The organism is Sulfurimonas sp. (assembly GCF_029027585.1).
Classification (GTDB): domain Bacteria; phylum Campylobacterota; class Campylobacteria; order Campylobacterales; family Sulfurimonadaceae; genus Sulfurimonas.
In genome coordinates, this window is the sequence record NZ_CP093397.1 from 83,093 (window position 1) to 98,659 (window position 15,567).

Here is a 15,567-nt window from a genome sequence, read left to right on the forward strand (position 1 = left end):
ATTAATTACAATCATAGGAAATCATCAAATGTATATATATGATTCAGTACAAAAAACAAAACGAAAGTTTACGCCGATGAAAGAGGGAAAAGTTTCCCTTTATGTGTGTGGACCAACTGTATATGATGATGCTCACCTAGGTCATGCTAAGAGTGCTTTGGTTTTTGACCTTTTAACTCGTGTTTTAAAAGCTAATGGATTAGATGTTACTTACGCTAGAAATATCACAGATATTGATGACAAAATTATCAAAAAGGCTGTTGAGCTTGGTAAAAATATCAAGGAGATTACAGACTTTTACACAGATGCCTTTCATAAAGAGATGCAAGCCATAGGAGTCGCTCGACCAGATATAGAACCTAAAGCTACACAAAGCCTAGATGCTATGTTTGAACTTATACAAAAACTCATAGATGCCAATCATGCTTATGCAACAGAAGAAGGTGATGTTTACTTTGATACTGTAAGTGATAGTGAGTATTTAAAACTATCTTGTAGAGTTCAAGATGAAGATGACAAACAACAAAGAGTTCAAAGTTCAAAAAGTAAAAAAAATAGTGTAGATTTTGCTCTTTGGAAGAGTATAAAAGATGGAAGCATATCGTTTGACTCTCCTTTTGGTAAAGGTCGTCCAGGGTGGCATCTAGAGTGTTCTGCGATGATAGAAAAACATCTAGCATCTAGTGATGCTCCTTTTGCAGTTGATATTCATGGAGGTGGTGCTGATTTACTTTTCCCTCACCATGAAAACGAAGCTGCTCAGACTAGATGCGCAACAAACCATGAACTTGCTAACTACTGGATGCATAATGGTTTTGTAAATATAAACGGCGAAAAAATGAGCAAATCTTTAGGAAATAGTTTCTTTTTAAAAGATGCCCTAAAAGAATATGATGGCGAGGTTTTACGATTCTACCTTTTAAGCACTCATTATAGAAGTAATTTTAATTTCAATACTGATGATTTAGCAATAGCTAAAAAAAGACTAGACAAAATTTACAGACTAAAAAAACGCCTTTTTGGACTTGCTAACAATACAGACCAAACAACTTTTAAAAATGAACTTCTCAAAGCCTTGAGCGATGATATGAATGTTTCTTCTGCTTTAGCTCTTATTGAAGCGTTTGTTTCAAGCACAAACGAAGCTTTAGACACAGCAGGAAAGCATAAACTACTTAAAAAAGAAACTATTGCAAATCTATCTTTTGTTGAAGAGATTTTAGGTTTTGGTGTTAAAAATCCTTTTGAGTATTTTCAATTTGGCATAGATGAAAAAACTAAACAAAAGATAGATGAACTTATAACTTTAAGAAATGAAGCAAAAAAAGAAAAAAACTTTGAAGCATCTGACAAACTTCGTAATGAGATTTTAGCTTTTGGAGTTAGCATAATGGATACGGCTCAAGGTACTTTTTGGGAAAAAGTATAAATATATAAATGGAATTCTCTGATATCCAAAACCACTTAGAAGAAAACTCGAAAGATTTATCTTCTGAGTTTAAAAGACTCTTTCATGGTCGTGGTGGACTCTATGAAGGCTTTAAGCATCTATGCATAGACTCCATTGACACCGTTTTAAGCGTAGCACTTTATGATGAAGAAAAAGATGAAGCTAAACTTATAGAGATGCTTGAAGAGTTTGTAAAAAATTCAAGACACAAAAGTATAGTTTTACAACGCAGATATTTAAAAGGCTCTCCATCTGAAGTTTTAGCTGGAGAGTTACCACAAGATTTATTTGTTATGGAAAATGGCATAAAAATAAAACTAACCTTCTTACAAATCGTAATAATGGATATTTTGCTGATATGAAAAATGGACGAGAGTTTGTAAGAGAAAATTCTAAAGATAAAAGCGTTTTAAATCTTTTTTCCTACACTTGTGCTTTTAGTCTGTCTGCAATTAAAGGCGGAGCAAAAAAAATATCAAACATCGATATGAATAAAAGTGCTTTAAGTACAGGACGCTCAAATCACCATCTAAACAACATAGATACTAAAAATGTTAGTTTTCACCCTTACAACATCTTAAAATCATTCTCACGCATTAAAAAGAAAGGTCCTTATGATTTAATCATCATAGACCCTCCAAGTTTTCAAAAAGGAAGTTTTGAGGCAACTAAAGACTATAAAAAACTCATCATAAAACTACCACAAATTGCATCCCAAGAATGTCTGCTACTAACTTGTTTAAACTCACCAGACTTAGATGAAGAGTTTATAAAGGTTCTTATAAAAGAATGGGCTCCAAATTTTAAGTTTGTAAAAAGACTCAAAAATGTAAAAGAGTTTGAATCTTTAAATGAAGATAGAAGCCTAAAAAATCTGGTATTTAAAAGAGAATTAAGTAGTTTATAAATCACAGACTAATGTTTTAATTTGTTTTTTTTCACAAATAAGAGTACAATATAACTTATGCAAAAAATCGTTTTTATTATCTTTTTTTTAATTATCTCTATTCTTGCTTTACAAGCAGTATCTCTTACGCAAAAAGAAAAAGCTTTTTTAAAAAAAAACCCTACAATTATATTAGGTACTGACAGTAGTTGGGAACCTTTTGTCATGAAAGACTTTAATGGAAGAATCATTGGTTATAACGATGATATTTTAAGTATAATCAATAAAATAACAGGTGCAAATTTTGCTCAAGTTCTAGGTAACTGGTCGCAAATACAAGAAAAAGCTAAATCTAAAGAAATAGATGGTCTTAGTGTAACAGCTATATTTAAAGAACAGAAGAAATGGTTTAATTTTTCAGATATTTATATTTCTTCGAAAAAAATAGTAATGACTAAACGCGGAAACCCAAAAAATATAAAATCTGATAAAGATTTAGATGGAAAAACTATTGCTATCCTTAAAGGCAATATATCAGATGAAAATATTGTAAAAAAATTTAAAAACTCTAAAATAATTTATGCAGACACAACAAAGCAGATGCTAACTGAAATAATATATGGCGAAGCAGATGTGATTTTTGGACATATATCAATAACTTATCTACTTAGTAAAATGGGACTTCCTTACCTAGACTTTGCTTATCCACTTGAACATAAATTAGACTTGGTCTTTAGTATAAGAAAAGACTGGCCAGAAGCCTTAAGTATTTTAAACAAAGGATTAGCAACAATCTCTAACCATGAAAGAATAAGACTAAAGCAAAAATGGTTTTTTGCAACTGCAAACACAAAACTAAAAGAACTAACTCTAAAAGAGAAAAAATATCTAAAAAATAAAAAACAAATTACTATGTGTATTGATCCCATGTGGATGCCATTTGAAAGTGTAGAGAATGGTAAACATATTGGTATATCTGCTTCTTACTTTAAAATATTTAAAAAAGAAATAGGAATACCCATAAAATTGATTGCTACACATAGTTGGACACAGTCACTAGAATTTGCAAAAAAAAGAAAGTGCGACATCTTATCTTTACTAATGCCAACAAAAAAAAATAGTGAATATTTAAATTTTTCTAAAAAATATTTAGAAGCACCCATAGGACTTGCAACAAATAAAAATATATCATTTATAGATAATTTTAATGGCTTGAAGGGCATGAAAATCGGTATTGTGAAAGATTACGGCATTGCCCAAATCATAAAAATAAAGTATCCAGATATAAATATAATAGAAATACAAAATATCACAGATGGTCTTCAACAAGTAGAGAGAGGAGAAATTTTTGGATGTATAGACACCATACCAGTTATTTCAAATGAACTTCAATCAAACTACTCAAATAATCTCAAAATTAGTGGTAAACTCAATACTACTATAAAGTTAGGAGTCGGTGTTAGAAATGATGATTTGATTCTTTTAAGTATATTTAATAAAATCATAGAAAACTTAACACCTAAAATAGAGCAAGATATTCTAAGCAAGCATATTCCAATAAAATATGAGCAAGAATTTGACTACTCTCTTTTTATTAAATTTTTTGCTATTTTAACGCTTATATCTATATTTTTATTGTACAGATATATAACATTACAAACTTATAATAAAAAAATAGCTAGACAATTAAAAATTATAAATAAAAATGTTCTAATTTCATCAAGTAATGAAAAAGGTATTATTACTGATATCAGTGAAGCACTCTCAAAATTATCAGGATACAAAAAAGAAGAGTTGATAGGTAAACATCATGATATTTTAAGGCATAAAGATACATCTAGCATAACATTTAAAGATATGCTAAATACACTTTTAAAGAAAAAAATATGGCAAGGAGAAATAAAAAACTTAAAAAAAGATGGAAGTTCTTACTGGGTAGCTGTAACAATAACCCCTATTCTAGATAAAAGTTTCAATATCAAATCTTACCATGCAATAAGTCATAATATAACAGATAAAAAAGAACTTGAAAGGCTATCTATTACAGATGCTTTAACAAAGATTCCAAACAGACTTCATCTAGACAATAGTTATGAGAAAGAACTTAAGCGAGTTACTAGACATAAATATGACCTCTCTATTATCATAATAGATATAGACTTTTTCAAGAAAATCAACGACACTTACGGACATAAAATTGGCGATAATATTTTAGTAGAGTTTGCAACTATTTTAAAACAAAACATAAGAAGTAGCGATACTCTTGGGAGATGGGGTGGAGAAGAATTTTTAATAATCTGTCCTGAAACAAACCTAGAAAAAGCAACAATATTAGCACAAAAGATACGCGAAAAAATTCAAAACTTTAATTTTAGTGATATTAATAAGTTGACTTGTAGTGCAGGGGTTTCTAGTTATAGCGAGAACGATAAACAAGAAGAAACCTTCATAAGAGCAGATAAAGCTCTTTATGAAGCTAAAAATAGTGGAAGGAACAAAGTTGTATCTCTGTGTGTATAAGATTTAGTTTTTATGTATAGGAAATTTTTTCATTAGTTTTAATATTAATTTATTGATTTTTTCTTCTTTTTCTTTTGGAGATTTTATCCCTTTTATCTCCATAGTTCCAACAACTCGCCAAACTATTTTTTCATTTTTTGGGTTTAGAGCATCTATGATAAGTGTTCCCTCTACATAGTTATAACTTGTTGTTGTAGTTGTCATTCCTCCACCAAATCTATATCTTCCAAAACCCATAGTATTATAATCAGTTTGAAGTTCCATTTTATCTTTTACAGATGTATGAAAAACGAAAATTAAATCAGCTTCATTTTGAGAAACTTTTTTATAATTCTTTGATTTTAAATCAGCTATAAGAGAGTTGATAATTCTATCATTTGTTAAAGTATCATCTCCTGCTTTATCTTTATGCTTTATAACAAAGCTATTTTTATCTTTAAAAGCAAAAGACTCATCATAATCAACATTTATTTTTAAGGTAGAACACCCAACAAGTAGAAACAATCCAATAAATAACACTGTAATTTTTTTCATTATTTTTTCCTAAATTCCAAATACTTTTTTCAAAAGTGATGTTGTTTGAGCAAGAGGGTCTTTTCTTATCTCTGCCTCTTTTTGAGCTATCATTATAAACAACCCTTCTATCGCTTTTGAAGTTACATACTCATCTAAATTTTCTTCACTCTCTTTTGGTAAGAATGAACTTATCCCATATTCTACTGCCCTGCTCTTTATATCTGACTTATAAAAACTATTTGCCTTCTTATAATAAGCCGTTACATTATTTGCTTCCATAGTTTTTTTGACAATAGGAAGTATTAACTTTGTCAAAGAGTTAGTTGTGTATATTTTAAAATACTCAGTTGCTCCATCTTCATTGCCAGATAAGATTTTTCTTGCATCATCAATTGTCATTTGTTGTATAGCATGTAAAAATATATCTATTGTTTTAGGAGCGGCATCTGTTGCCGCACTATTCATAGACTCTATAAAATCATCCACATACTTATCTCCACCAAAACCACGAATGATATCTTCTGCTTTTTTTATGCTTTTTGGAAGTGGTATTTTCACAGATGCATTACTAAGATAGCCATCTTTCTTACCAAGCTCTTTTACGGCATACTTTGCGCCTATGCTAAGAGCTTCTTTAAGTCCACTAGAGATAGTATCACGACTTAGTGTACTCTTTGAAGAAAAAGATGGAGTTGGTTCTGAAACACTCTTAACGACATCACTCATAAAACTTCCAAAATCAAAACTAAAAAGTACACTTGAGGAAAAAATCAAAACTATTATAAAATTATTTCTCATATAAAATTCCTCTTATCAAATCATTGGTTTAATTCTAGTATAATCTCGAAAAAAATAAAAGGTATATTTAGTATTATGATAAATTATGAAGCAATAAAACCTTGGCTTTTTAAATTAGACCCTGAAGAAGCCACCATTTAGCGGAATGTGTACTAAGACTTACAAATCTTTGTGAAATCCCATTTAAACCATTTTTAAAATCTCATTTTGTGGATAACAGTGTCTTAACTCAAGAACTTTTTGGTCGTACATTTTCTAATCCTGTCGGACTTGGAGCTGGATTTGATAAAAATGCAACTATGATAAAGGGTATAAGAACCTTAGGTTTTGGTTTTACAGAAATCGGTACAGTAACACCAAAGCCCCAAGAAGGAAACCCAAAACCAAGAATGTTCCGTCATATTGAGGAAGAATCTATCCAAAATGCGATGGGTTTTAACAACAATGGTGCGGCTAAAGTTGTAAATATGTTAAAACAAAGATTTCCTTATGTTACTCCTATTGGTGTAAATATTGGAAAGAACAAAACAACTCCTGATGATCAAGCTATAAATGATTATATCTCACTTATAGATACTTTTAACGGTTGGGGAGATTACTTTGTTATAAACATCTCATCTCCAAATACCCCTGGTTTAAGAGATTTACAAAATGAAGAGTTTATATCAGAACTATTTACACAAGCTAAAAAACTTACACAGATGCCAATCCTTTTAAAAATCGCTCCTGATATGGAAATAGAAGATGCTGTAGCACTTACTAAAATGGCGGTTGAAAAAGGTGCAGATGGAATCATTGCGACAAATACAACCGTAGATTACTCACTAGTAAAAGAGCCAAAAGAGATTGGCGGTATAAGTGGTGCTGTTTTAAAAGAAAAAAGTTTTAAAATTTTTGAAGCAATCGCAAAAGAACTTTATGGAAAAACTGTGCTTATTTCAGTTGGTGGAATTGACTCAGCAGAAGAAGCATACAAACGCATAAAGGCAGGTGCATCTCTTATTCAAATCCTTAGCGGACTTGTATTTCATGGTCCAAATATGATTATGAATATAAATAATGAGTTAACAAAACTTATAAAAGCAGATGGCTATAAAAACATAACTGAAGCCATAGGGGCAGATAGAAAAGCATGAAATACTTACTAATACTTACACTAATTATAGGAACAATAATGGCATCTTCATTACCAAAATACGAAACAAAAACTTTAAAAAATGGCTTACAAATAGTTGTAATTCCTTTAAAAAACTCTACGAATGTTATATCTACTGACATCTTTTACAAGGTTGGAAGTAGAAACGAAATCATGGGTAAAACAGGGATTGCTCATATGTTAGAGCATATGAACTTCAAATCTACAAAAAACTTACCAGCTGGAGAGTTTGACAAAGAAGTTAAAAGTATAGGTGGCGTAAACAACGCATCTACGAGTTTTGACTATACTCATTACTACATAAAATCAAGTACAGATAACCTTAACAAGTCACTAACTCTATATGCTGAACTTATGCAAAATCTTAATCTTAAAGATGAAGAGTTTCAACCAGAACGAGATGTGGTTGCAGAAGAGCGACGCTGGAGAACAGAGAATTCTCCATTAGGTTATCTTTACTTTGCACTTTTTAACAACGCTTATGTTTATCATCCTTACCATTGGACGCCTATTGGTTTTATGAATGATATACAAACTTGGACTATTGATGATATAAAAGATTTTCATAAAACTTACTATCAACCAAGCAATGCCATATTAATGGTTACAGGAGATGTTGAGGCAAAAGAAGTTTTCAAGAAAGCGAAAAAAGCTTTTGGAGGCATCAAAAACAAAGCTAAAATACCAGAATTTAAATTTGTAGAGCCTGAACAAGATGGACCAAAAAGAGTAACTATTTATAGAGATAGTGAAGTAGAGATGCTAGCTATTACTTTTCATATTCCTGATTTTAAAGACAAAGACCAAGTAACTCTAAGTGTAATCTCTGAGATTCTTTTTTCTGGAAAAAGCTCAAGACTTTACAAAGAACTAATTGATAAAAAACGCCTTGTGAACTCTATATATGCTTATAATATGGAAAATATTGACCCAGGTCTTTTTATATTTTTAGCAACTTGTAACCCTGGTGTAAAAGCTGAGGATGTTGAAAAAGAGCTAATAGCACAAATAGAACTGATGAAAAATACAAAAGTCACTAAAGCTGAAATAAACAAAGTTAAGATAAATACAAAAGCAGATTTTATCTACTCTCTTGAAAGCTCTACTTCTGTTGCGAATCTATTTGGAAGTTATCTAGTTCGTGGCGATTTAACACCACTTTTAGAATATGAAGATGACATCAAAAAAGTAACAGCTAAAAAAATTCAAGATGCAGCTAAAAAATATTTTAACTTTAACAAATCTACTACCCTTATTTTAAAAAAGGGAGAGTAACTTACTTAGAGCATTTATGCACTAAGTAAAGTATGGAGTTATAATCAATATCGCCATGCTCACTAAGCCCAATCTCACAGGTTATACTTGTTGAGTAGGCAAGTTTAGTTCCTTTAGGAATTTGCTGTTTTAAAGTTCTCAGTGCAGACTTGTTTAACTCAGGAAAGTTAAAACCTCTATCTCCCGCAAAACCACAACATTTTATATCACTAGGAACTATTACCTCATTTGAGCATAATTTTGCAAGTTTTATAAACTTAGAGTGAAGTCCCATTTTTCTTGTACTACAAGTTGAGTGGATTACTATAGGCTCATTAACTTTTGTGATTTTTAGCTTTGGTATCAAAAATTCTAAACTAAACTCTATTGGTTCGTATATTTTTAAATTACCTTCAAAACTCTCTATCATTTTTTTAGTACATGGACTTGTGTCACAAAGTACAGGATATTTTCCGTCTTGAGTAGCAATTTTCAAACTATTTTCTAACTCCCTAGATTTCATCTTTGCTTGAGAACTAAAACCTTTACTAGAAAATGGCATACCACAGCAAAGATTTTCTAGATTTTTTGGCATAATCACTTCATAACCAGCTTTTTCTAGTAAAGAAAATGTAATGTCAAACAAACTACCACCCATTGTTCTACTTACACACGATGGAAAATAAACTACTTTGTTTTGACTTTTAATACTAGACCTATTGGCATCTATGCTTATTGGTTTTGGAAGAGTTGGTATCCATTTTGGAATTTTTCTCATAAGATTTGTACCGATTATAGAGTGAGTGACATCTGCTGCCATTAGCCCTACTTTCATAAACTTTAAAGTAGTGGAAAAATTATTTGTTATTAGATTTGCCATTTTATTATCAAAGCTAGTTATCTGCTTTTCTCTTAAGTACTTTGTAAATGCACCCGTATCTATATCAACAGGACAAAGAGTCGAGCAAAGAGAACAAGTAGCACAAGTGTCTAAACCAGCATATTGGTACTCTTTTTCAAGTTCTAATGCTTCATCACGCTTATTTGCACGATTGAGAACACTTATCTCTCTATTTGACACAATTCTTTGTCTTGGAGTAAAAGTTATAACATTTGATGGACATACACTCTCACAAAAACCACACTCTATACATTTATCTACTAGTTCATGAGTTTGTGGCATCGGTTTTAAGTTTTTGAGATGCGCCTCTGAGTCATCATTTATAATAACACCAGTATTTAAAATATTTAATGGGTCAAAAAGTTTTTTAACCTTTTTCATCATCTCATAAGCTTGGGCGCCCCACTCTAACTCAACAAATGGTGACATGTTTCTACCTGTTCCATGCTCTGCTTTTAAACTTCCATCATAACTAACTACAAGTGCTACAACCTCGTCCATAAACTTTTTATATCTATCTATCTCTTTTTTATTTGAAAAATCTTGAGTAAAAACAAAGTGTAGATTTCCATCTAGTGCATGACCAAATATCAAAGCTTCATCATAGTTATATTTTGAAAACAGATTTTGAAGTTTCAAAGTTGCTTCTGCTAGATGCTCAATATTAAAAGCAATATCTTCTATAATAACCGTAGTACCAATCTCTCTAGCCGCTCCAACAGCAGGAAACAATCCTTTTCTTATCTTCCAAAACAAAGAATATTCTTCCTCTTTATCTGTAAACTCTATATCTTGTATTGTTTTTGCAGTTTTTAGTAACTCTTTTATATCTTGTATTTGAGTTTGCAAATCATCTTTGTTAGATGCTCTTGTTTCTATCAAAAGTGTTGCTACATCTTTATGAAGTGTTTTTAAATAAGTTGGCATTCCTTTTTTGTTCTCAACACTACTTAAAGCTTTTCTATCCATCAACTCAACAGCATCTACTCTTACCTTTGAAGAAAGTTTCAGTAGAGCAACCGCTTTACAAGCTTCATTTATATCTTCAAAAAAGACTAAAGAACTCGCTTTATGTGGATAATCTTGTACAGTTTTATAAGTTATTTCTTTTATAAAAGCTAAAGTTCCTTCACTTCCGATGATTAGATGCTCTAAGATTTCAAAAACATCATCAAAATCTACAAAAGAGTTAAGAGAATATCCACAAGTATTCTTTATTTTAAATTTTTTAATGATTTTTGCTTTTAAAACTTCATCTGCTTTTATCTCCTTAGCGTAAGCATCTAGGCTTTGTAAAAAAACTTTATGGGATAAAGAAAACTCTTGCTTACTCTTTTGAGATGAAGTATCTAAAAGAGTTCCATCATAAAAAACAATCTTCATACTACTAAGAGTATTGTATGAGTTATCAGCTACACCACAACACATTCCACTCGCATTATTAGCAGCTATCCCACCTATCATTGCTGTATTTATACTTGCAGGGTCTGGACCTATTTTTTTCAAAAAAGGAGCTAAAAAAAGGTTTGCATCTGCTCCTATGACTGAAGGTTCTAAACTTACCTCTGATTTATCTTCACTCATACTAATCTTGTTAAAAGTTCGAGCAGTCACAACTAAGATAGAATCACTTATAGCCTGTCCACTAAGAGATGTACCCGCCGCTCTAAAAGTTACACTCAGTTTGTACTTTGTAGCAAGTTTTAAAATACTTACAACATCATCACTATTTTGAGCCTTTATAACTATCTTTGGTATAAGTCTGTAAAAGGAAGCATCTGTACCAAATGCAAGTAGATGTAATTTCTGTGTAAAAACATACTCTTTAGAAATCGTTTTGATAATTTCATCATAAAAAAGTTGATATTTTGTTTCTAACATTTTTTCTCCTTATATCAACTTCTCAAATACTCTAATCTTCTCTTCTTTCACTTTGTAATCTGATAGGTGTTTATGAACCAATTTCCAAAAATCCTTAGAGTGATTTTGATAAGTTATGTGAGCTAATTCGTGTATAACAACATACTCAATTAATGATGAAGATAGTTTTACAAGATGATAGTTAAATGAGATACGATTAGTTGAACTGCAACTTCCCCATCTATTTTTTGAGTATCTAAAACTTATGTGTTCTGGTAGAACTTGCATAGTCTTAGCCCACTTTTTTGTTAGTGGTATTATTTTGTCTATCGCTTTTTGCTTGTAAAAGTTTTCAATAGCATTATGAAGCTCAACATCACTACATTTTAATGGTATTGTTATATGAAACTTGGAGTGAGTGAAATTTATAGTAACAGTGTCGGCATCTTCATCTTTAAGCATATTTACATAGTAGCTCTTACCCATATAGTAAAGCCTTGAACCAGTTGTTATATCTTTATTGACTGCTATTGATTTAAATATATCAAGCTTCTTGCTTATCCAAGCTGATTTATTACTAACCATCTTGTTTATATCTTCTACGGGGGTAGTATCATTTGTTTTGACAAGCACTCCATCAGTATCAACATGAATATATGTATTTTTTAGTTTAGTTTTTCTCTTTATATAAAATACAATATTTTTAGTTCCATACTCTATACTATGCATTTGTTTCTACCAACTTAGCCACTATATCTTTTGAGAGTTTTTTATCCACTTTATACTTAGCAAGTATCGGCTTGATAGAGTTCCTCATCTCTTTTTGAGCATCACTTTGAGTCAGTATTGCTTTTTTATTTAACCACTCATCAAGAGTATCAAATATCTCAAGTGTTAGCTCAGTTGCTTCATCACTTAACTCTGTAACTAAGTCATAAACTACAAGTTGCTTCTCATCACTTAAACCACTATTATTATGTCTATTTTTATGGCGATTGATTATCACTTGCATATCACTAAACAAATCTATAATAGCCTGCTTTCGGTCTACCTTAGCATCTATTAATTTTCTCTCCAATAACTCTGAAAGTTCAAGTGCTAACGCTGGATTTTTTTCTTCATTTGCTTTTATAATTGCTTTTGCTTTATCAAGTGGGTTATGTTTTCCCTCTCTTGTAAGTTCTGCTTGAAACTGTTTATAGTCTGTAATATCAATAGGTGCTTTAAGTAGATATTCTATCCCATTAGCTCTAAGGTGTTCATCTAAAATCATTTGTAACTTTTTAGAATCTTCACGAGTAATCTTCTCTTTAGAATCTCTAACTATCATCTTTATTTCATTAAATAGTTTAAAATCATAATCATATCTTGTTGCAAAAGGGTCTGGAAGAACTATGTTCATTGATTTGTTAAAATCACTTACAAGCTCTTTGAATTTATCTTTTATATCTTGTGGCTTTAAGTGGGTTAGAGCTTGAAGTATAAAATCATCTCTTTCATTTTCTCTATTTTTCTTAACTGACTTGAAATAATCAACCATCTTTGTGTGTCTATTTTCAAGTGTAGTTTTTTCACTCTCTATATCTACCATAACATCACACGGGTTTAAATCTCCACTAAATATTTCAAGAGCATCTACGAGGTATTTAGTTATTCCTACAAAATCAACTACATACCCAGCATTTTTACCTTTACGAGTTCTATTCACTCTTGCTATTGCTTGAAGTAGATTATGCTCACGAAGTATCTTATCAACATAAAGAGTTTGAAGTATTGGAGCATCATATCCCGTTAATAACATATCACTTACTATTAAAAAAGCAGTGTTATCAAATTGTCTTTTACCACCACGGCTTTTATCGTTCTCATCTCCAAATGGTAGTTTGAAATCTTCTATCGCTTTTTTTGTATCTGCTTGGGGCGAGGCTAAATCATAAAACTCTTGTGGGTCTTTCTTTGTATCAAAACTCATTATAACTTTTGATTGAAAATTATTAACACCTCGCTCAGCCAATTTATTAAATGCTTTTTTATAAGCTATTGCTTGGTATCTATTGTGACAAACTATCATCGCCTTGAAACCGTCCAAATAGCTCTTATTTTTATAGTGTTCTACAATGCTTTTTGCTATCTCTTGGACTCTACGAGTAGCATTTTTATCAAGGCTCGTTGCTTTGGTTTTTAGTATCGCTTGTTTTTTAGCACTTTCATTTCCAAACGACTTAGCAAACTCAACATCTAAAAGCTCTTTTTCTATGAAGAACTTACTTAGCCCTGTTTCATATAAAATTGGTAGCGTATTACCATCTGCTACTGATTGTTTTATAGTGTACTTGTCTATGTAATCGCCACCATAAAACTCGTGAAGTGTTGATTTGTTTTCTTTGTCTATTGGTGTTCCCGTAAAGGCTATAAACTTAGCATTTGGAAGTGATTGTCTCATATATGAAGCAGTTAGTCCGTATTGGCTTCTGTGGGCTTCATCTATAAGAACGAATATGTTTTCTTTATCACTCAGAACTTCAACTTCTTTTTTCTCTTCTGCTCTCTCTTGGAACTTCTGTATTGTTGAAGTTAAAGTTTTACCATAGCTATCTTTGAGTAGTGTCTTTAAGTGTGAGATTGAATTTGCTTGATGAACATTTGAGAAACCAACTCTGTTAAAAGTACTTCTGATTTGATTATCTAAATCTGTTCTATCTGTTAGAACTAAAATAGTAGGATTATCAAACCCACTTGTAGCAGCTCTTAACTTAGTAGCAAGGTATATCATAGTAATAGATTTACCACTTCCTTGTGTATGCCATACAACACCACCACGGTTTTCATTTTTAAGCCTATCTACTATTTTATTTACAGCTCTAAGTTGTTGGTATCTTGGTAGCTTTTTGATTGTTCTACCCTCAACAACTTCAAAAATTACAAAGTATTTGATGATGTCAAGAAACTTTCTTTTTTCAAAAAGGTTATAGATTAAAATATCTTGTGGTGTTGGTTCATTCTCAAGAAGTTTTATGAGTTCATCAGATGCAACTTCATTGTATTTTGAGTAGAACTTCATATCTGCTTGGATTGTTCCATATAATCCACTTATACGATTAATAGCACTTATGATTTGGTTGTAATGAAATAGTTTTGGAGAGTTAGCTTGGTAGTAGTCTAAATCAGGAATGTCAGATATATCTACCTTTTGATTTTTTGCTTCTATGACTGCTAATGGTAGTCCATTTATAAACACAACTAAATCAGGGATAGAGTTAGCTCTTTCGCCTTTAAACTTCATTTGATTTACTATCAAATACTCATTGTTTTCAAGATTTTTATAGTCTATAAACTTTACAACTCTTGGTTTTGAATCGGTCGTAGGTTTAAGTGATAGTGCATCCGCACGAGTTATGAGCTTATGAATTTGGGAGTTTATCTCCATAAGTGAGCTACCACTTACAGCTAAAATTTTACGGATTATTTTTTGTAGGTTGTTTTCATTTAGCCAAGGGTTTATTCTTTTTAATGAGTTTGTTAATCTATCTTCAAGAACAACTTCATACATTTCGCCCTTGGCATCAAAGTAATCATATTTTAGCTTTTTAAAAAGCTCTATCGCTGGGAGTTCACTTTGTAGGTATTCGCTCATTTTCCTAAACCATTAAGTTTTAAAAGTACCAATAGTTCACTTTCGCTGATACTTTCTTTTTGTGTTTTAGAGTATATATTCATAAGATAAAGGTTGTTTTGTTCATCTATAAAATAATAGATAATTCTAAAACCTCCACTCTTTCCTGTAGGAGTAGAAGAGTTTGCCATTCTAATTTTATAACAATTATTTTGTAGATAAGTACCTGCTTTGGGTTTTTTTCTTAACTCCAAGATAACTTTTCTAATATCATCTTCTAATTTTTTATATTTTTTTGACAATGTTTTAAAATCTTTTCTAAACCCAGCTACTGGCTTAATATCAAAGCTCATCAAGAAACTCTTCTATGGTTTGTAACTCATCTGCCTTTTTAGGGTCATCTAAAACCTCTCTTAGTTCTTTACAAGATGCATCAAAACTTTTGTAAAACGCTTCTGCCTCTTGTTTTTCTATATATGATTTTATAGATTCAATGATAATATCTGTTCTATTTAAGTTATACTCTTTTGTAAATTCATCTATCTGCTCTACTAAATAAACGGGAAGTCTAAGCCCTACTTGTTGTTTTTGAAGTTGTGCTAGTGAGTGCATA

Annotated in this window: 10 protein-coding genes and 2 pseudogenes; 5 read left to right on the forward strand and 7 right to left on the reverse strand. The window is 31.1% G+C overall.

The features are described from left to right. Positions 1 to 28 precede the first annotated feature (28 nt). The 3 genes and pseudogenes from cysS (at position 29) to MOV50_RS00415 (ending at position 4,856) form a co-directional block, all read left to right on the forward strand. Positions 29 to 1,429, forward strand: a complete 1,401-nt coding sequence (gene cysS, locus MOV50_RS00405) for a cysteine--tRNA ligase (RefSeq protein WP_321778477.1) — start codon at positions 29 to 31, stop codon at positions 1,427 to 1,429. An 8-nt stretch (positions 1,430 to 1,437) separates the two neighbouring features. Continuing rightward, positions 1,438 to 2,357, forward strand: a pseudogene (locus MOV50_RS00410) (class I SAM-dependent methyltransferase). A 57-nt stretch (positions 2,358 to 2,414) separates the two neighbouring features. Next, a complete protein-coding gene (locus MOV50_RS00415) occupies positions 2,415 to 4,856 on the forward strand; it encodes a diguanylate cyclase (RefSeq protein ID WP_321778478.1) in 2,442 nt (813 codons plus the stop codon). Between the two features lie 3 nt (positions 4,857 to 4,859). On the opposite strand, the gene MOV50_RS00420 is transcribed toward MOV50_RS00415, so the two are convergent. Together MOV50_RS00420 and MOV50_RS00425 are read right to left on the reverse strand one after the other, a co-directional pair. Continuing rightward, entirely contained in the window at positions 4,860 to 5,390 is a 531-nt protein-coding gene (locus tag MOV50_RS00420) for a DUF4136 domain-containing protein (RefSeq protein WP_321778479.1), read from the reverse strand. A 9-nt stretch (positions 5,391 to 5,399) separates the two neighbouring features. After that, entirely contained in the window at positions 5,400 to 6,170 is a 771-nt protein-coding gene (locus MOV50_RS00425) for a DUF4197 domain-containing protein (protein ID WP_321778480.1), read from the reverse strand. 75 nt (positions 6,171 to 6,245) lie between these two features. Between MOV50_RS00425 and MOV50_RS00430 the strand changes: the two are divergent. Both MOV50_RS00430 and MOV50_RS00435 read left to right on the forward strand, forming a co-directional pair. Continuing rightward, positions 6,246 to 7,306 (forward strand): annotated as a pseudogene (locus MOV50_RS00430) (quinone-dependent dihydroorotate dehydrogenase). Beyond that, the gene (locus MOV50_RS00435) at positions 7,303 to 8,601 is read left to right on the forward strand and encodes a pitrilysin family protein (RefSeq protein ID WP_321778481.1); all 1,299 of its coding nucleotides are present in this window, start codon (positions 7,303 to 7,305) and stop codon (positions 8,599 to 8,601) included. Before MOV50_RS00430 ends, MOV50_RS00435 begins: the two are co-directional and overlap by 4 nt. Before the next feature lies 1 nt (position 8,602). Here MOV50_RS00435 and MOV50_RS00440 read toward each other — a convergent pair whose 3' ends face one another. Genes MOV50_RS00440 through MOV50_RS00460 form a run of 5 tightly spaced genes read right to left on the reverse strand, consistent with a single transcriptional unit; the run spans position 8,603 to position 15,566 of the window. Beyond that, on the reverse strand, positions 8,603 to 11,362 hold the full coding sequence (locus tag MOV50_RS00440; protein WP_321778482.1) for an FAD-binding and (Fe-S)-binding domain-containing protein: 2,760 nt from the start codon (positions 11,360 to 11,362) through the stop codon (positions 8,603 to 8,605). Between the two features lie 9 nt (positions 11,363 to 11,371). Further along, the gene (locus MOV50_RS00445; RefSeq protein ID WP_321778483.1) at positions 11,372 to 12,070 is read right to left on the reverse strand and encodes a SprT family zinc-dependent metalloprotease; all 699 of its coding nucleotides are present in this window, start codon (positions 12,068 to 12,070) and stop codon (positions 11,372 to 11,374) included. Next, a complete protein-coding gene (locus tag MOV50_RS00450) occupies positions 12,063 to 14,975 on the reverse strand; it encodes an HsdR family type I site-specific deoxyribonuclease (protein ID WP_321778484.1) in 2,913 nt (970 codons plus the stop codon). The genes MOV50_RS00445 and MOV50_RS00450 overlap by 8 nt, the downstream gene beginning before the upstream one ends. Beyond that, on the reverse strand, positions 14,972 to 15,307 hold the full coding sequence (locus MOV50_RS00455; RefSeq protein WP_321778485.1) for a hypothetical protein: 336 nt from the start codon (positions 15,305 to 15,307) through the stop codon (positions 14,972 to 14,974). Before MOV50_RS00455 ends, MOV50_RS00450 begins: the two co-directional genes overlap by 4 nt. After that, positions 15,297 to 15,566: a hypothetical protein gene (locus tag MOV50_RS00460; protein ID WP_321778486.1), complete on the reverse strand. Its 270-nt coding sequence runs from the start codon at positions 15,564 to 15,566 to the stop codon at positions 15,297 to 15,299. The genes MOV50_RS00455 and MOV50_RS00460 overlap by 11 nt, the downstream gene beginning before the upstream one ends. Position 15,567: the final 1 nt, after the last annotated feature.